This window comes from Skermanella sp. TT6 (assembly GCF_016653635.2).
In the GTDB taxonomy this organism is placed as follows: domain Bacteria; phylum Pseudomonadota; class Alphaproteobacteria; order Azospirillales; family Azospirillaceae; genus Skermanella; species Skermanella cutis.
In genome coordinates this window covers 385,090-402,463 of record NZ_CP067421.1, presented here as the reverse complement: position 1 = coordinate 402,463, position 17,374 = coordinate 385,090, and the positions used below count along the sequence as shown (strand labels likewise).

The window sequence follows — 17,374 nt, the reverse complement described above, 5'->3', positions numbered from 1 at the left end:
AAATGGCATTCTTAACAGTTCAGTCAACGGAAGGGTAGTTTGCAGGCATGGCGGCCTCCCGGCGGGCGACGAAAAGCATGTTCCCGAAGGGCGTGCCCGAACTCATCGGGGTCATCGCGACCGTGAAACCCAATCCCTCCAGCAAGGCCGCCCATTCCGGCGCCGGACGATAGACCAGGGGCTGCCGCCATTGGCCGCGCGACCAGCAGGCGACCCGCTCGGCCCACCGGGTGACGCCGAACCGGATTCCCGCGCCGGCATCCGCCTCCCTCAGCACCAGCACGCCGCCCGGCTCCAGCGCCTCGGCGCAACGGGCGAGAACCCTGGCCTGGTCGTCGCGGCCCAGGTAAAGCAGCACGTCCAGGATGACGATCGCCGTGCTGCGGGGCAGGGGCACCTCGCGTATGTCGCCGTGGACGACGGCCGCCCCGTCGCCCAGCGCCGCCTGCGCCGTCCGCGCCCGGCGGGCTCCCAGTTCGACGCCCCGGAGATCGAGGTTCCGGGGAGGCGGCGGCCAGTCCGCGGGCCACGTCCCTTCCGCGTGGCGGGCGGCAGCCGACCGGAGGAGCGCCATCAGCACCCCCTGTCCGCATCCCAGGTCCAGCAGCCGGCCAGCGGAAGGCAGGACGGGGGTGCGCAGCAGGAAGCGGAAGACGGGATCTCCGCCGAGCTTGCCCTTTGCGAAGTGCCACGCGTAGCGGCCGCTCTCCCGATAGGGGAGCGCCGCCGCCTCGACCAGATCCCGGAACAGGGCGTCAGTCATCCGGAACCACGTCGAGCGAGACCGCCCGCAGCCCGTGGCCGGAGAAGGCCTCGAGCAGATCGGGCAGGACCTCCAGCACGACCGGCCGCCCCGCCGTCGTGCGGGCGGCCGAACCGTCATGCAGCATCAGGATGTCCCCGGCGGCGAGGTTGCGGGTCAAGCGCCGGCCGACCCCGGCGGGGTCCCGCCGCACCGCGTCGTAGCCGCGCCGCGTCCAGGTCGCCAGGCGCAGCCCCAGGCCCGCCAGGACGGGTTCTAGCAGGGGATTGCGCAGTCCGGCCGGCGGCTTGAAGAAGCGGGGCGGCCGGCCGGCCAGATCCGCCAGGATGCGCTGCGCCTCGCCGACTTCCCGCCGGATCGCGGCGGGACCGAAGGCCGCGAACCCATGGGGATGGCGCCGGGTGTGGTTCTCGACCGAGTGGCCGCGCCGGATGATCTCCAGGACGATGGCGGGATGGCGGGCGGCACGGTCCGCGATGCAGAAGAAGCTGGCCGTCGTGCCTCCGCGGTCCAGCAGGTCGAGCACCGCCGGGGTGACTTCCGGATCCGGCCCGTCGTCGAAGCACAGCCCGACCTGTCCCAGCCGGGCATTGGCTTCCGGGAGGCGGGTCAGGTTGGGCCCGAGCAGGCCGCTGCGCGGCCACAGGCCGAGGGTGCCGAGCAGCGCATGGTTGCCGGCGACGGCCGCGAGGGCCCATGGCCAGGCGGTGGGGACGGCGGCCGCTCCGACCGCTGCGGCGACGTGCAGCCCCACGGAGCCGCGGATCAGCGGTGACGGCCGCCAGGCGCGCCGGTCAGCCATGGCGGACCTCCCCCGGCGTTCGGCGGCCGACGAGCACCGCCGAGAAGACCAGGCTGAGGAAGGCGCCGATCGCGACCGTCATGCCGATGCCGTGGAGCACCGGAATGCTGGAGAAGGACAGCATCCCGAAGCCGATCACGGTGCAGAGATTCGCGATGGTGACGGATGCGACGGTTCGCTCGCGCAGGACCGCCGAGGGTTCGGGACGTTCGAACAGCAGGGAGTAGTTGGACCCGACGCCGACGACCAGCAGCAGGCCGACCAGGTGGAAGATCGAGAGCTGCTGGCCCAGGGCGGTCAGCAGGGCCATCGTGATGACGACCGCCGCCGCCACCGGCACCACCGCGACGGTCACCGAACGGACCGACCGCAGGCCGGCCGCGAGCAGGACCGTGATGGCGACGCTGCCGGCCAGGGCCAGGACCAGGGCCTCCTGCCGATAGGTCCGGTAGAGTTCGTTCGACGCGGCCTTGAGGTCGAGCAGGACGGCATCCTGGCCGAGACGCCCCGAGATCGCCTGGGGATCGGTGACGCCGCGGAGCGGCAGCATGGCGGTCCAGCCTTCGCCGCCGCGGACCAGCAGCGAGTCGAGCTTCAGCTTGAGGCCCGTGCCGTCCAGGCTCGACGGGTCGAGCAGCGGCGCATTCCTGGCTTCGGCGGCGCTGGCCAGGAACGGCTCGAACGCGTCCGGCCTGAAGGGCAGGCCGTCGAGGGCCTGCGCCAGGGTGCGGCGGAGAGTGTCCGGTTCCGGCAGGGCCGCCTGCCGTGCCCGCTGGGTCGCTTGGCTCGGCAGGTACAGGGCGGGCGTATCGTACCCCTCCAGGGCGTTGCGGCCGACCAGTTCTTCCAGCGGTCCCGCCAGCCTCTCGGCGGCGGCCAGCGCGCCGTCCCGGTCCGTCGCGGTGACGACCAGCAGATGGCCGACGTCGGGCGCGCCCAGGTCTCGGCGCAGGCGTTCATCCAGCTGCTGGTCGGCCACTGCGATCGGGCTGAGGCTCGACAGCTCGCCGGACCAGATGTCGTCGCCCTGATGGAGGAGCCAGCCCAGGGACACCAGCATCGCCGCGGCCAGCGGTATCCGAAGCGCGGGCGCCGCGCCGGTCAGCGCCGTCAGGACCGGCGCCATCCGGGCCGGCCGTTCCGTGGCGAAGCCTGCCGGCAGCAGCGTCGGCAATACCCAGCGGGTGACGCAGAGCGCCGCCAGGAGCCCGGTGATCGAGAACAGTCCGAGCTGCGCCAGGCCGTTGAAGCTGGAGAACAGCATGGCCCCGAAGCCGACCACCGACGTCATGACGCCGAGCACCAGCGTCCGCCAGATCCGGCGCAGCGTCCTGTCCGGCGGCGTGCCGGGCAGGGTCTGGGTGAACAGGTATATGGCGTAGTCGACCGTCTCCCCGAGCAGCGTCACGCCGAATCCGAGTGTGATCCCGTGGACGGTCCCGAAGCCGAGGCTGACCGCCGCGACGCCGGCCAGCGCGCCGCTCGCCGCCGGCAGCAGCGACAGCGCCAGGACGCGCGGCGAGCGGTACACGGCGAACAGCAGGCCCGCGACCATCAGGGTCGCCAGCACGGAGGATCGCATCACGTCGGCCTCGATGGTGTCCCGCACCTGGACGGAGAAGACGCCCGGACCCGTCATCAGCAGGCGCGCGGAACCCGCGCCGCGCGCCGCGCGGGCGCCGTCGAACGCGGCGCGGATGCGGTCGAGGGTCCGCCGCTGCGCGTCCAGGTCGAAGCCGGGGGCGGCGGTCTGGACCAGCAGCAGGGCTCGCGACCCGTCGGCCGAGAACCAGATCCCGCCGCGGGTCGCCGGCCCTGTTCCGTTTCCCGCCAGCCGGTCGGTCAGGTGCAGGATCTCGGCCGTGGGATCGCTCGGCAGCGCCCGCTTCAGGAACACGCCGCCGGGGGACTGGAGCATGCGGAGACCACTCTCCAGCGCCTCCCGCAGTCCCTGGACGGTGAACCGCGCGGGCGTGACGGCGGCGCTGAGAAGATAGCGGTTGTTCCAGAGATAGGCGCGGTCCGCCTCGCTCCCGGTGGCCTCGCCGTTGCCGACGGCGGCGATCAGCGGATCGCCCCGCAGCCGGGACGCGGTATCCCGGCTGAGATCCGCCAGCGCATCGGGCGGCGCTCCTTCCACGGCCACCAGGACGAGGCGGGAGACCACGCCGTCGCGAAGCTGATCCACCAGGACCTGCTGCGCCGTCGAGGGCGATCCGGGGAGGAAGGCGGAAAGATCGGCGGTGAAATCGGTCCGCGCGATCAGCAGCGCGCAAACCAGCAGGCCTCCCACCCAGACGGCGAGGCTCCACCGCCCGCGCCGGGTCATGCGGGTCCCGGCAGGATCGTCATCGAGGAGCGGTCCCCGTCGGTCTGGTAGACATCCACCTGGCCGATGGACCCGTTGCCGCCGGAAATGACGATCAGCCGGACCGTCTCGCCGACGCTCCGGTCCAGCGGCGCCAGCTGAAGCCGCCAGCTCTCCGCAGTGCCGTCCAGCGCGGTGTTGTAGAAGCGCTTCAGCTTGCCGAGGTCGCCGTTGAGGGTCGCACGGATGCTCTCCACATAGGCCTCGATCTCGGGCATGGCCGATACCGACACCGACCGCGCGGTCCCGTCCGCCTGGGTGAACGTCAGCCTGTCACCGTCCACCCGCAGGATTTCCCGCTGGGGCCGAAGGGTCCGCTTCTCCACGACGTGGGGGCGGACATAGGACAGGGTGCCGGAGGTCTCGACGGGCTCGTTCAGGAGGCTGAGGCTGCTGCGCTCGACGAAGCGGGCCTCGCTGGCCTCGACCTGGCCGAACGCCGCCATCAGCTGATCGATCCCCCACGCTTCTTCCGCGAAGGCCGGCGCGGGGCCTGCGCAGAGGAACACGGCAAGGACGAGGAGCGCGAGGCGCCGCCGGGGATTATTTCCAGAAATCATAGAAGTTGAACCAGTTGTAGGGTGACAGCCGGGCATAGTGCTCAAGCCGCTTCGCGAAGCGTTCAGCCGCCCACCTGACCTGGCCGGCCCGTTCCGGTGCCGCAACGTCCGAGAAGTCGGCCAGCTGCTCGAAATGGACGTCGTAGCGCCGGCCGCCGCCATAGAGGCCGACCATCAGGACGACCGGCCGTTTCAGCATCGCGGCGAGCTGGAACGGCCCGAGGGCGAAGGACGCCGGTTCCCCCAGGAACGGCAGGCGGACTTCCCCTTCGCCGTCCAGGGTGCGGTCCGCGAGCATGCCGACGAAGTCGCCGCGATCGAGGCTCTCGCGCACCCTGATCATGGAATCCGGCCGGCCCAGGCTGATCACCTCGAGCGCCAGCGACGGGTTGATGGCGCTCAGCACCGAGTTGATCTTCCGCGCGTTCTCCTCGTACATCACCAGGCTGACGCGGAGGTCCCGCTGCCTCCGGCCGAGCATCCGGATCGCCTCGAAGCTGCCCATGTGGGCGCCGAGCAGCAGGCAGCCCTGTCCCCGCTCCATGATCCCGACGACCACATCCTCGCCCTGGACGTCGATCTCGAATTCGTCGACCTGGTTGTTCAGGAAGAAGACCCGGTCCAGCAGGCAGGCGGCGAACACATGGTAGTGCCGGAACAGGTCGGCGAAGGTCGGGGGCTTCGGCAGGACCCTCGCCAGGAACTGGGCGGAGGCGGCCCGCGGCTTGCGGGAGAACAGGACGAAGTAGAGGCAGATCGGGTAGAGCAGCAGGCGCGCCGCGGGCCGGCCGAGACGGAGCGCGACCCAGACGATGAACTTGATCGCGGAGGTCGAGCTGCGCTCCGGCCGCGCGATCCATTCCCTGGGCTTCCTGCGCCGGACCTTGCGCGTATCGGGCCCGGGCTGGTCCGCGACAGGCGTCCTCGGATTCTCCGCCATGTTCCTTTTCATCGGGCGATACTGCCGCTCAGGACCGGCCGCCCGTCCACCGTGGCCGTGAACCTGGCGTCTCCCGCCGGCGAGGTCTGCCAGCGGATCACCATCCGGTCGCCGGGGCGGACGGGGTGGAGGAACTTCGCCGAGCCGATCCGGCACGGACCGGCGGCCCCGCCGTCCGCCCCGCCATCCGCCCCGCCATCCGCCCTGGGGGTCGCGCCCGGGGTCGAGGTCGTGATCGCCGTGACGATCACGTCGAGCAGGATCGCTCCGGGGATCACCGGGTTGCCGGGAAAGTGGCCGGCGGCGGTCGGATGATCCGCCGGAAAGAGATGTTCCGTCTCTGTGGACAAGGGCTGGCGCCTATTTCCCGGATGGAGGGTCGTCGAGAAGCCGCACCAATGCCTCGCGCGGGATCTTGCCCGTGGCATTGCGGGGGAGGGAGTCGACCAGGCGGAGCGGGCGGGGCATGAAGGCCGGGTCGATCCGCTCGCGCAGCCGCGCCGTCACGGCCTCCGGGGTCAGGCCCGGCGCCACCGCGAAGGCCGCCAGTCGGGTCATGCCCTCGGCCCCGTTCTCGTCCGGCATGAAGAAGACCCCGTCGAGCACGCCGTCGATCGAGTTGAGGTGGTGATTCAGATAAGCCAGCGAGCTCCGCTTGCCGGCGATGTTGACCTGATCGGCCGAGCGTCCGTGAAGGATGAAGCGATCCTCGGCGTTCAATTCGATCACGTCCGCCAGCAGGGTTTCCCCGTCGAGGAAGTCTCCGGACGCCCAGGTCCCGCGGCTGTTCCGGCGAAGCCGGATGCCGTCGATGCACTGCCATTCCGCCGTCGCGCGGGTCCGCCGCACGGCCAGCTGTCCCGTCTCGGAGCAGCCGTAGATTTCGTGCAGCGGCGCCGACAGCCTGACCTCGGCGTCGGTCGCGAGCTGGGGGGCGAGCGGGGCGGTCGCGCACAGGATGAAGTCGAGCGGCGGCACCGCGGCGCCGTCGGCCAGCAGGGCCCGAAGATGGACCGGCGTCGTCACCAGGATCCTCCGCCCGTCGAAATCGCCGAGCCTGGCTGCGATGTCGGCGGGATAGAACGGGCGTCCGGCCTGCAGGACGAGGCCATGCTGAAGGGAGAGAAGGATGACGGATTCGAGGCCGTACATATGCTGATGCGGCACGGTGCCGACCAGCCCGGCGGGTCCGAGCGCCCGGATCCCGAGCGCCGCCCCCGCGCCCCGGACGCTGCGCACGAGCGTGCCCCAGGTCTTCACCTGCGGCATCGGCCGGCCGGTCGAGCCGGAGGTGAAGGCGATCGCCGCCACTTGGCCCGCGGGGAACGTCGGGACCGGCGGCGAGGTCCCGCCGGTGGGGTATGCCGCCGGAACCTCGATGCACTCGATATCCGGGTAACGGGTGCCGGGATCGGTCAGGCAGGTCATGCCCGGATAGCCATGGCGGAGCTGCCGCAGCGTGGCCGGCATATCGTTGGGAGGGAGCAGGCTGACCTGCCCGCGCGACAGCGCCGCCCCAAGGCCGATGGCGAAGGCCAGGCGGTCGCCGCACAGGTTCAGCACATGCTCCCGATCGGGAAGCCGTTCCGCCAGCGCCGCGACCGCGGCGAGGAAGCTGCCGGCGCTGACCGGCCGGCCGCCGCGCAACGCCACCGCGGCGTCGGGTGCCGCATGCCGGATCAGCGGAAAACCGGTCATGGCGGAGCCGGTCATCGTTCCGGCTGTTCCGCGAAGATGCGGATGATGTCGGCGATGGAGCCGTGCGAGTAGTTCCAGAAGCGCCGCAGCCTGTACGCGTATTCCAGCAGGAACATCGTTGCCACGAGCGGCAGGTCGAGCACGTGTATGAACAGCGACCAGACCGTGTCGGGAGCGAACAGGAACAGGGAGAGCGAAACGGCAAGCTGCCCGGCGAAGAAGAAGCACCAAGCCCAGGTGACCCGCCGGGTGTAGGTCACCATCTCCTCGGTCAGGGTACCCCTGACCTTGCGGGCGAACGTGGTGACGAGAGGTTCCCGCCCTTGCGCCAGGGTGCCGGCGAACAGCGCCAGCAGACCCGTGTAGATGACGAAATGGCTGGCCCCCGATGCGGCGAGCAGCCCGCTGCGGGAGGAGTGCCAGGACACGGCCGCCAGGAACGCCACGGCGGCCAGGGCGATCCAGCGATGCTTGGGCGACAGGCGGGAGATCGCCAGTCCGGCCACCGCCGCCTGGACAAGGGCCAGCGCGGCCGTGGCCGAGGTGTCCTGGCCGGACAGGATCGCGCCGTGGATCAGTAAGGGATAGCAGCCGGCGGCAAGCAGGCCGGCACCGGCTACGGCCGCCGCGCGCTGCATTATGCCGCTATGTGCTGCTGGATATGGTTGTTCAGCTGGCGGAGCGACGCGAAGATCTTGACGTTGTTCTCGTCGTCGGATCTCAGCTTGACGCCATAGGTCTTCGAAATGGCCAGGGCCACTTCGAGGATGTCGATGGAGTCGAGGCCCAGCCCGCCGCCATGGAGCGGAGCTTCCGGGTCGACGTCTTCCGGTGAGACGTCAAGGTTGAGCGTGTTGACAATAAGGGTTGCCAAGTCAAGTTCAGGACGAACCATCGAATTCACGTCACTCATCGTACCCTGCGCCAGCAATGCATCAAAGCCTGTCCAGGCTTGGCTAATCCGTCCTGATTGGCCTTTCGGGGTGTTGAACCCTCGAAGGCGGAAAGAAGCCGCGCCAGTCCGGCCGGAAGATAACGTCGATCCCCGTGCTTTGTCATCACTCTCGTTCGATTTCGAAACCCCCTATTCCGAATTTGCTATTTTGCCGGTGTATCGGTCATTTTGGCGATCGACAGCGGCTCAAGGGGAGAGATCAGGATGAGAAACCGGTGTGCCTGCCTTGCCCGGATCGTGGTGACGGTCCTGGCCCCCATGGCTCTTGCGACCGCGGGTTTTCCCGCCGCGTCGATGGGCGAGGCGGTCGTGCGTATCGGCGTGCTCAACGACGGCTCCGGTCCCTATTCGGACCTTTCGGGCCGCCGGTCCGTCGCGGCGGCGGAACTGGCCGTGGAGGACTTCGCCGCCGCGTCGCCGGGCGGCGCGCCGCCGTTCCGCGTGGAAATCCTCTACGGGGACCATCAGAACAAGCCCGACGTCGGGGCGGAGATCGTCCGGCGCTGGGTCGATACGGAAGATGTCCTCGCGGTCGTCGATGTGCCGAACACGTCGGTGGCGCTGGCGGTCAACGAGATCATGCGCGATCGCGACCGCGTCTTCCTGGGGTCCAGCGTCGCCTCCTCCGATCTTACCGGTCCCAAATGCGCCGCGACCACGGTGCAATGGACCTTCGACACCTGGGCCCTGGCCCATGCGAACGGCTCGAGGATCGTCGCCGGCGGCGGCGACCGCTGGTTCTTCCTGACGGCGGACTATGCCTTCGGCCATGCGCTGGAACGGGATGCGACGGCGGTCGTCCAGGAGAACGGCGGCAAGGTGCTCGGCAGCGTCCGGCACCCGCTCGGGACCAGCGATTTCTCCTCGTTCCTGGTGCAGGCCCAGGGATCGGGAGCCAATATCATCGGCCTCGCCAACGCCGGTACGGACGCCGTGACGGTGATCAAGCAAGCGCGCGAGTTCGGTATCCTGAACGACGGGCGCTCGCTGGCGGGGTTGCTGGTTTTCCTGTCGGACGTCCATAGCCTCGGGTTGGAGGCGGCCCAGGGGCTGCGCCTGACCGAAGCCTTCTATTGGGATCTGAACGATCGGACCCGCGACTGGAGCAGGCGCTTCGCCGACAGGGTCGGCGGCACCATGCCGACGATGAACCACGCCGGCGTCTATTCGTCGATCCTGGCCTATCTCGGTGCCGTCGCCGCCGTCGGGCCGGATGCCGGGGGAACGCGCGTGGTCGACAGGATGAAGGAGAGTTCGATCGACGACCCCCTGTTCGGACCCGTGACGATCCGCAGCGACGGTCGTGCCGTGCATGCCATGTACCAGTTTCGGGTCAAGGCGCCGGATCAGTCCACCGGTCCTTGGGATTATTATGCATTGGAGTCCACGATTCCGATGGAACAGGCTTTCCGCCCGCTCGCCGAAGGCGGCTGCCCCCTGGCCAAATGATTTTGATCACGTCCCGGTGCATGGGGTGAGGCGGATTGGCGGCGACCGGCTACGCGCGGGTCGACCGCAGGCCGGTCCGGGCCTTCCGGACCCGCAGTGGCAAGCACGGCCATGCTCCAGGACGGCAACCCGCGCACCCGACGGCCACCAGACCGACCCTCCCGCACCAGCATCGGAGAGCCCTTGACGCCCGACGAATCATGTAACATATGAAGTTTCATGAGAAGGGACAGCCGACTTTCGGGCGTGCTTCACGTCCTGCTGCACATGGCGGAGCAACCAGGCCCGAGCACATCGGAAGCGCTGGCCCGCGCCATGGACACGAACCCAGTGGTGATCCGCAGAATGATGGCGGGCCTTCGTGACCGGGGCTATGTCCGATCCGAGAAGGGCCACGGCGGCGGCTGGACGATCGCGTGCGGCCTCGGCGAGGTCACGCTCCGCGATATTTACGACGCGCTCGACAGACCCGAGCTTCTGGCGATGGGAAATCGCACGGAGGCGCCCGGCTGCCTGGTCGAACAGGCCGTCAACGCCGCGCTCGGCGAGACCTTCGACGAGGCGGAGGCGCTGCTCCTCCGCCGGTTCGGCGAGATCACCCTTGCCGCGTTGAGCGCCGACTTTCACGCGCGCCTCGCCGGACGCGGCGGATCGCCCACCCTGGAGAGCAATCATGCAGCATGATGTCGTCGTCGTCGGAGGCGCCTTCGCGGGGCTCGCCGCCGCGACCTACCTCGCCCGTGCGCGGCGGAGCGTCTGCGTCGTCGACGCGCGCCGGCCCCGCAACCGCTTTGCGGAAGCCTCTCACGGCTTTCTCGGCTTCGACGGCAGCGATCCGCAGTTCATCCTTGCCAAGGCGCGCGATCAGCTCGCCGCCTATCCCGGCGTGCGCCTGATCGAAGGGGAGGTGACCGCGGCCCGCTCCCACGGGGATGGCTTCTCCGTATCCCTGTCGGGCGACGGGGAGGAGATGTCGGCGCGCAAGCTGATCCTCGCGTTCGGGCTGCGCGATATCCTGGATCGCATCCCGGGTCTCGAGGAACGCTGGGGCAAGACCGTTCTGCATTGCCCCTATTGCCATGGCTTCGAGTTCGGCGACCGGCCGCTCGGCGTGCTCTTCCGCACGCCCATGTCCGCGCACCAGGCGTGTCTCGTCGCGGAATGGGGGCCGACGACCCTGTTCCTCAACGGCGCGGAGCTCGATCCGGAGAGCGCTGCGGCACTCGCCGGGCGCGGCGTGACGGTGGAGCCGGGCAAGCTGGCGAGACTGGTCGGCGAGGGCTGCGCCCTGTCGGCCGTGGAGTTCGAGGACGGACGCGAGAGGCCGGTCGAGGCGCTCTACGTGGCGCCGCGATCCTGTCTGTCGAGCCCGATCGCAGAGCAGCTTGGCGCCGCGATCGATGAGGGACCGCTTGGCTCCCTGATCAGGACGGACGCCGACAAGATGACGACCGTGCCCGGCCTCTACGCCGCCGGCGACATTGCGCGCGCGCCGCACAGCGTGAGCTGGGCCGTTGCGGACGGCGTCACGGCGGGGACGTCCGCCCACCGCGCGCTCGTGTTCGGCTGAGGGACGGCCCGGTGCAACCCTTCGACGATCCGGCCATGGTCGCCAACTATGCGCAGAGCACGCCGCGCAAAGTGCCCGGCTTCGCGGATCTCCATCGCATGGCGGCGCTTCCGTTGGCGGAGCGCGCGCCGCTCATCGGCGCGCAACACAGCTATCCGAAGGGCAGCGAGGCTTTTCGCTGGCTGTCGCGATCGGTGGCGTTCGCCAGCGGGTTGAGCGCCGATCGCGCACACGCATCCACCGCGGCCGCGAGCATGGCGGAGCGTCTGCCCATCCTGTCGGACGGGGAGGACGAAGCGGTCCTCCGGCAAGCCGGCTTTTCCGACGCGGCCCTTTTCCATGCCGGGTTTCCGTTTCGCGGATGGGTCGCGGCTGCGTGATGTTCATCCCGATCCGCCTGCGCCATGGCGTTGAAGCGCCGGAACAGGCGGCCGAACCAGCCGCCCGAACCAGCCGCCCGAACCAGCCGCCCGACGGGGGCGTACCCGGCCGCCGACGGATGGCCGACATTTCCCGGCGGACCGCGATGAGCGCCCGGATGTCCATCTCGGCAAGGATGTTCGCCCGCCCCGGCCGGCTCAAGGCCATCCTTGAAGCCGGATGGCGCCCTGTATCGCAGGATCGGGTGTCGCCCGTCGCCTGCCGCCGGCACCCTCGCGACGTCAGCGCATCACGAAGGGATTCGGCACCTCGGTCTCGGTCGAGATCCAGACGGTCTTGGTCTGCAGATACTCCTTGATCGCCTCCTGTCCGCTTTCCCGCCCGATTCCGCTCTGCTTGTACCCTCCGAACGGCGCCATGTAGCTCGTCGCCCGGTAGGTATTGACCCAGACCATCCCGGTCTGCAGGCGGTTCGGCAGCGTATGGGCCTTCGAGATGCTCTCGGTCCACAATCCGGCGCCGAGGCCGTAGGGTGAGTCGTTGGCGATCGAGACGGCCTCGTCCTCGTCCTCGAAGGGGATGACCGAGAGCACCGGCCCGAAGATCTCCTCGCGGGCGATGCGCATGGTGTTGTTGACGCCGGTGAAGATGGTGGGCTCGACGAACCAGCCGCCGCTCAGTTCGGGATCGCTCGGCTGCCGGCCGCCGAGCACGGCCTCGGCCCCCTCGCTCCGCGCGATCTCCAGGTAAGAGAGGACTTTCTCGAGTTGCGGCTTGGTCGTGACCGGGCCCACTTGGGTGGTCGGCAGCATCGGGTCGCCGAGCGCCGCGGTGCGCGCGAACGCCACCAGCCGGCCGATGAACTCGTCATGGATCCGGCGGTCGACGAGCAGGCGGGAGCCGGCGATGCAGGTCTGGCCGCTGGCGGCGAAGATGCCGGAGACGACGCCTTTCACGGCGTTGTCCAGGTTGGCGTCGGCAAGCACGATGTTCGCCGACTTGCCGCCCAGTTCCAGGGTCACGCGCTTCAGGGTCGCGGCCGCGGCCTGGTAGATCCGCTTGCCCGTGGTCTCGGATCCCGTGAAGGCGATCTTGGAGACCAGGGGGTGCTCGACCAGGCGCTGCCCCACCTCCGCGCCGAATCCGGTCACGACGTTCAGGACGCCGGGCGGGAAGCCGACGGATTCGAAGATCCGGGCGAACTCCAGCATGGAGGCGGACGTGAACTCCGACGGTTTCACGACGACGGTGTTGCCGGCCGCGAGTGCCGGGGCCAGCTTCCAGGCGGTCAGGAACAGCGGGGAGTTCCAGGGGATGATGGCGCCGACGACGCCGATCGGCTCGTGCCGGATGTAGGTGAAGTTGCCGGGCTTGTCGATCGGCAGCACGGCGCCCTCGACCTTGTCGGCCAGGCCGCCGAAGTAATAGTACCACTGCCGCATGTAGTTGGTCTGGCCAAGCATCTCGGTCAGGAGCTTGCCGTTGTCCCGGACTTCGATATGGGCGAGGCGCTCGGCATGGTCGGCCAGGGCGTCGCCGAGCTTGCGCAGCAGGGCTCCGCGTCCGGTCGCGTTGATCGACCTCCAGGCGGCGCCGTTGAAGGCGGCGTGGGCGGCCTCGACGGCGCGGTCCACGTCCGCCTCGCCGCCGCGCGGGATCAGCGCCCAGGTCTTCCCGGTATAGGGGTTCTGGGTTTCGAAGACCTCGCCGGACAGCGCCGCCGTCCATTCGCCGCCGATCAGCATGTCGTAGCGGACCAGGCCGTCCTTGCCGGTGCCCTGGGAGTCATGGGGTGTGCTGGGTGTCATCCTGTTTCTCGCTCGTTCTTCGTTGCCGCGCGCCGGCGGGTGATGGACGTTTCAGGCGGCCTTGCAGGCCATGCCGGTACGCCAGGTGGCGCTGTCCAGGGGGCGGTCCCGCCAGTCGGCCAGCAGGGAGGCCGCGTGGAGCAGGGCGCCCTCGTCGATCCCCGTCCGCACGCCCATGGCGGTCAGCATCGAGACCGCGTCCTCGGTCGCCACGTTGCCGGTGGCTCCGGGAGCATAGGGGCAGCCGCCCAGTCCGCCGACCGCCGCATCGAAGGCGGTGATCCCGGCATCCAGGCCCGCCAGCATGTTGGCGAGCGCCCGGCCGCGGGTGTCGTGGAGATGAAGCTCGAACGAGACCGACGGGAACCGCCCGATGAGGCGGGCGCACAGGCGGTGGACCTGCGCCGGGTCGGCGACGCCGATCGTGTCGCACAGCCCGATCCGGGTGGAGCCGGCGTCCGCGAGCCGTCCGACGATCGACAGGATCCGTTCCTCCGGGACATCGCCCTCGAAGGGGCAGCCGAAGACCACCGAGAGCGAGATGCGCGTATCCAGTCCCATGCGCCGCGTCTCGTCCTCCAGGACGAGGATCTCGCTGATCGAGTCCTCGGTCGTCCGGTTGAGGTTGCGCTTGTTGTGGCCGTCGGTGGCGGAGAAGACGAAGGTCACGCCCTTGATCCCGGCCCCGACGGCCCGGTCCAGCCCGCGGCGGTTCGGCACGAGGGCGAAGGCCTTGAAGTCCAGATCGCGGACGGCCCTGACCACCTCCTCGGCGTCCGCCAGGTTCGGGATCCATTTCGGGTGCGTGAAGGAGGTCACCTCGATCTCGCGGAACCCCGCGGCCGCGAGCCTGCGGACGAGCGCGATCTTGGCGTCGGTCGGAAGCATCTGCTTCTCGTTCTGAAGGCCGTCGCGCGGGCCGACCTCGATCATCGAGACGGAAGAGGGGATGCGCATGTCAGGCTTCCTTCCTGAAGGCGTCATTGAGGATGCCGACAAGGCCTTCGTACGTGACGTCGCGGGGGTTGGGCAGCACCTGCCGGCTGTTCGTCATGCCGTCGGACGCGAGGGATTCGATCGCCGAGCGCGGAATGTCCAGGTCGTCCAGGAAGGCCGGGATGCCGATATCGCGCGACAGGGCCTCGACGGCATGGACGGCCCGTTCGGCGCCCGTGCGGACGGGAAGGTGCTCGACCCTCTCTCCCATCGCGATGGCGATGTCCCGATAGCGGTCCAGCGCGCTCACCATGTTCCAGCGCATCACGTACGGCAGCAGGACCGAGTTCGCGACGCCGTGAGGGACGTTGAACTGCCCGCCCAGGGGCATGGCCAGCCCATGCACCATGCCGGTGGCGGCGCTGCCGAAGGCGAGGCCCGCGTAGAGGCTGGCCGTCAGCATGCTCTCCCGGGCCTCGATGTTCCGGCCGTTGTAGACCGCCGTCCGCAGCGACGCGGCGATCATGCGGATCGCCTTCAGCGCGAAGTCGTCGGTGAGCGGCTGGGCGAAGCGGGAGACATAGGCCTCGATCGCGTGGGTCAGCGCGTCCATGCCGGTGGAGGCGGTGACCGCCGGCGGCAGGCCGAGGGTGAGCTCGGGGTCCAGGATGGCCGTGTCGGCGAGAAGGTGGCGGCTGACGATCCCCTTCTTCGTCTTGTCGGCCTTCAGGCTCAGGACGGCGACGTTGGTGACCTCGCTTCCGGTTCCCGACGTGGTCGGGATCAGGATCTTCGGCACGCCGGGGCGCTCGACCTTGTCGATCCCCAGGTACTGCGCCACGTCTCCCTCGTTGCGGGCCAGGACCGAGGCGCATTTGGCCACGTCCAACGCGCTGCCGCCGCCCAGGCCGATGATCAGGTCGTAGCCTTCCCGGCGCACCGTTTCGGCGCAGGCGATGACAGTCTCGATGCTCGGGTCCGGTTCGACCTCGGTGAAGAGATCGCCGCGGCGCCCGCCCAGCAGTTCCGTCACGCGCGGGGCGATCCCGGCCTTCACCAGGCCCGGGTCCGTGACGATGAGGATCTTGCGCGCGTGCAGGCGGTCGATCTCGGCCGGAAGCTGGGCGATGACGCCGCGGCCGTGGACCAGCCGCTGGATCGCCGTGAATACCGTCGGACTCGCCATTGTCGATTTCTCCCTTTTTTCTTTTCAGGCGTCGCTCAGATCACGCCGCGGGCGCGCAGGTCCGCCAGGGCCTGCTCGTCCAGGCCCAGCCGCTCGGCCAGGATCCTGTCGGTGTGGGCGCCAAGGGGTGGTCCGACCCAGCGGATCGACCCCGGTGTTTCCGAGAGCCTCGGCACGACGCCCTGCATGGCGAGGGTCCCGTAATCCTCGGTCTCGATATCGACGACCGTTCCGCGTTCCCGGAAGTGCGGGTTGCCCGCGACATCGGCGGCATCGCTGACGGGACCGGCGGGGACGCCGTGCTCCTCCATGAGGTCCAGCAGGTCGGCGATGGTGCGCGTCCGGGTCCACGACGCGATCAGATCGTCCAGCTCCCGCTGGCGGATGCCCCGCTCGCGGTGCGTGGCATAGCGGGGATCCTCGCCGAGTTCCGGCCGCCCCATGGCCGTCACCAAGCGGCGGAAGATGCCATCCCCGTTGCCGGCGATCAGGATCCAGGAGCCGTCCGCGGTCGGGTAGAGGTTGGAGGGCGCGATCCCGGGCAGCGTCGAGCCGGTGCGCCGGCGGATCGCTCCGGTGGCGCTGTATTCCGACACCACGCTCTCCAGGACGCCCAGGATGCTGTCGGTGATGCCGACATCCACCGTCTGGCCCCGCCCGGACCCGTGCCTGGCTTCCAGGGCGGCCAGGATGCCGATGACGGTGAACATGCCCGCCAGGGAGTCGCCGATGGAGACCCCGACCCGCGGCGGCGGCTGGTCCGGATATCCCGCGAGGTTGCGCAGGCCGGCCATGGCTTCCGCGATGGCCCCGAATCCGGCGCGGTTCCGGTAAGGCCCGGTCTGGCCGAATCCCGATACCCGGCCGACGATCAGGCGCTCGTTGTCTGCCTGGAGCGCCTCGGGGGAGAGGTTCCACTTCTCCAGCGTGCCGGGCCTGAAGTTCTCGATGAGGACGTCGGCCTCCCGCGCGAGCTTGCGGACGATCTCCTGGCCTTCCGCGGTGCGCAGGTCGAGCGTGACAGACTGCTTGTTGCGGGCGATCACCGGCCACCAGAGGGATTTGCCGTCCCGCTGCACGGCGCCCCACTGCCGCATGGCGTCCCCGCCGGACGGCGGCTCCACCTTGACGACGTCGGCGCCGAGGTCGGCGAGGATCTGTCCGCAGAACGGGCCGGCGATGAACGCGCCCAGCTCGATGACCTTGATACCGGCGAGCGGGCCGGTGCCCGTTCGCGTGCTCATGCGGATCCTCCGACGATGGCGAGCCCGCGGCGCTGCTTCGTGTCTCCCATCAGGGCGGCCAGACTTCGCCGGCAGGCGTCGGACGCGTGGGTCGTGATCGCCTCCACGGCCTCGTCGCGCCGTCGCTCGCGGATCAGCTCCAGGATGTGCAGGTGTTCGCGGATCGAGCGTTCGCGTCCCTCGGTCGTCCAGACCTCGAGCCACCGCGCCCGCGCCAGCCTGAGCATGACATCCTCGATCGCCCGGACGAAGAACGCGTTTCCGCTCATGCGGGCGATCTCGACGTGGAGCTCCGTGCCGACACGATGCCACTCGGCCCTGGGGCCATCGATCGTGCAGGAGGTCACCATCTCGACGACGACGTCGATATGGCCGGGATCCGCCCGCTCGCAGGCCAGCGCGATCGCGTCGCGCTCGATGCACCGCCTGAATTCCGAGACCTGCTCGATCTCGCCGAAGGAGATCGGGGTGACCGACCAGCCGCGCTCGTCGCGACACACCAGCCCTTCGCCCTCGAGGCGGGAGAGAGCGGCCCGGATGGGCGTCCTGGAAGCTTCGAAACGGCTTTCCAGGGTGCGTTCGCTGAACCTCTCCCCCGGCTTCATGCCAAGCGACAGGATGTTCTCGCGCATCTGTTCGTACACGCTGTGCATCTGTGACACAGTCAGGATCCTCATTGTCGGAGTGGGCAGGCGGTCCCGCGAGTTCGCCGCC

At 69.5% G+C, this 17,374-nt stretch carries 18 protein-coding genes; 4 read left to right on the top strand and 14 right to left on the bottom strand.

All coding sequences use genetic code 11. The annotated features are described in order from the left end of the window. Positions 1-19 precede the first annotated feature (19 nt). From IGS68_RS29680 to IGS68_RS29640, 9 genes are all read right to left on the bottom strand, one after another. Complete coding sequence (locus tag IGS68_RS29680) at positions 20-763, bottom strand: class I SAM-dependent methyltransferase (RefSeq protein WP_201082769.1); 744 nt, start codon at positions 761-763, stop codon at positions 20-22. Then, the gene (locus IGS68_RS29675) at positions 756-1,565 is read right to left on the bottom strand and encodes a polysaccharide deacetylase family protein (protein ID WP_201082767.1); all 810 of its coding nucleotides are present in this window, start codon (positions 1,563-1,565) and stop codon (positions 756-758) included. Before IGS68_RS29675 ends, IGS68_RS29680 begins: the two co-directional genes overlap by 8 nt. Next, positions 1,558-3,894, bottom strand: a complete 2,337-nt coding sequence (locus IGS68_RS29670) for an MMPL family transporter (protein ID WP_201082766.1) — start codon at positions 3,892-3,894, stop codon at positions 1,558-1,560. The genes IGS68_RS29675 and IGS68_RS29670 overlap by 8 nt, the downstream gene beginning before the upstream one ends. Continuing rightward, on the bottom strand, positions 3,891-4,379 hold the full coding sequence (locus tag IGS68_RS29665; RefSeq protein WP_201082765.1) for a LolA-related protein: 489 nt from the start codon (positions 4,377-4,379) through the stop codon (positions 3,891-3,893). Before IGS68_RS29665 ends, IGS68_RS29670 begins: the two co-directional genes overlap by 4 nt. A 97-nt stretch (positions 4,380-4,476) precedes the next feature. Continuing rightward, complete coding sequence (locus IGS68_RS29660; protein WP_201082764.1) at positions 4,477-5,433, bottom strand: LpxL/LpxP family acyltransferase; 957 nt, start codon at positions 5,431-5,433, stop codon at positions 4,477-4,479. 8 nt (positions 5,434-5,441) lie between these two features. Further along, entirely contained in the window at positions 5,442-5,783 is a 342-nt protein-coding gene (locus IGS68_RS29655; protein WP_201082763.1) for a hypothetical protein, read from the bottom strand. A 10-nt stretch (positions 5,784-5,793) separates the two neighbouring features. After that, positions 5,794-7,146 (bottom strand): AMP-binding protein, encoded by a 1,353-nt coding sequence (locus IGS68_RS29650; protein ID WP_247881472.1) that lies wholly within the window; start codon positions 7,144-7,146, stop codon positions 5,794-5,796. Continuing rightward, positions 7,143-7,769: a COG4648 family protein gene (locus IGS68_RS29645; RefSeq protein WP_201082762.1), complete on the bottom strand. Its 627-nt coding sequence runs from the start codon at positions 7,767-7,769 to the stop codon at positions 7,143-7,145. Before IGS68_RS29645 ends, IGS68_RS29650 begins: the two co-directional genes overlap by 4 nt. Continuing rightward, on the bottom strand, positions 7,769-8,026 hold the full coding sequence (locus tag IGS68_RS29640) for a phosphopantetheine-binding protein (protein WP_201082839.1): 258 nt from the start codon (positions 8,024-8,026) through the stop codon (positions 7,769-7,771). The genes IGS68_RS29645 and IGS68_RS29640 overlap by 1 nt, the downstream gene beginning before the upstream one ends. Before the next feature lie 264 nt (positions 8,027-8,290). Here IGS68_RS29640 and IGS68_RS29635 point away from each other — a divergent pair, with 264 nt between their 5' ends. From IGS68_RS29635 to IGS68_RS29620, 4 genes are all read left to right on the top strand, one after another. Continuing rightward, positions 8,291-9,535, top strand: coding sequence for an ABC transporter substrate-binding protein (locus IGS68_RS29635; RefSeq protein ID WP_201082760.1), 1,245 nt, complete (start codon positions 8,291-8,293; stop codon positions 9,533-9,535). A 219-nt stretch (positions 9,536-9,754) separates the two neighbouring features. Then, positions 9,755-10,219, top strand: a complete 465-nt coding sequence (locus IGS68_RS29630; protein ID WP_201082758.1) for an Rrf2 family transcriptional regulator — start codon at positions 9,755-9,757, stop codon at positions 10,217-10,219. Next, the gene (locus tag IGS68_RS29625) at positions 10,209-11,105 is read left to right on the top strand and encodes an NAD(P)/FAD-dependent oxidoreductase (protein ID WP_201082756.1); all 897 of its coding nucleotides are present in this window, start codon (positions 10,209-10,211) and stop codon (positions 11,103-11,105) included. The genes IGS68_RS29630 and IGS68_RS29625 overlap by 11 nt, the downstream gene beginning before the upstream one ends. Positions 11,106-11,116: 11 nt before the next feature. Then, positions 11,117-11,485: a hypothetical protein gene (locus IGS68_RS29620; protein ID WP_201082754.1), complete on the top strand. Its 369-nt coding sequence runs from the start codon at positions 11,117-11,119 to the stop codon at positions 11,483-11,485. 282 nt (positions 11,486-11,767) lie between these two features. On the opposite strand, the gene IGS68_RS29615 is transcribed toward IGS68_RS29620, so the two are convergent. From IGS68_RS29615 to IGS68_RS29595, 5 genes are read right to left on the bottom strand one after another with little or no spacing between them, the layout of a single operon-like run. Further along, positions 11,768-13,294: an aldehyde dehydrogenase gene (locus IGS68_RS29615; protein ID WP_371821945.1), complete on the bottom strand. Its 1,527-nt coding sequence runs from the start codon at positions 13,292-13,294 to the stop codon at positions 11,768-11,770. 51 nt (positions 13,295-13,345) lie between these two features. After that, entirely contained in the window at positions 13,346-14,251 is a 906-nt protein-coding gene (locus tag IGS68_RS29610) for a hydroxymethylglutaryl-CoA lyase (protein ID WP_201082752.1), read from the bottom strand. Between the two features lies 1 nt (position 14,252). Then, the gene (locus IGS68_RS29605) at positions 14,253-15,416 is read right to left on the bottom strand and encodes an iron-containing alcohol dehydrogenase (protein WP_201082750.1); all 1,164 of its coding nucleotides are present in this window, start codon (positions 15,414-15,416) and stop codon (positions 14,253-14,255) included. A 35-nt stretch (positions 15,417-15,451) separates the two neighbouring features. Then, entirely contained in the window at positions 15,452-16,660 is a 1,209-nt protein-coding gene (locus IGS68_RS29600; RefSeq protein WP_201082743.1) for a CaiB/BaiF CoA transferase family protein, read from the bottom strand. After that, on the bottom strand, positions 16,657-17,313 hold the full coding sequence (locus tag IGS68_RS29595) for a GntR family transcriptional regulator (protein WP_247881480.1): 657 nt from the start codon (positions 17,311-17,313) through the stop codon (positions 16,657-16,659). The genes IGS68_RS29600 and IGS68_RS29595 overlap by 4 nt, the downstream gene beginning before the upstream one ends. Between the last annotated feature and the right edge of the window lie 61 nt (positions 17,314-17,374).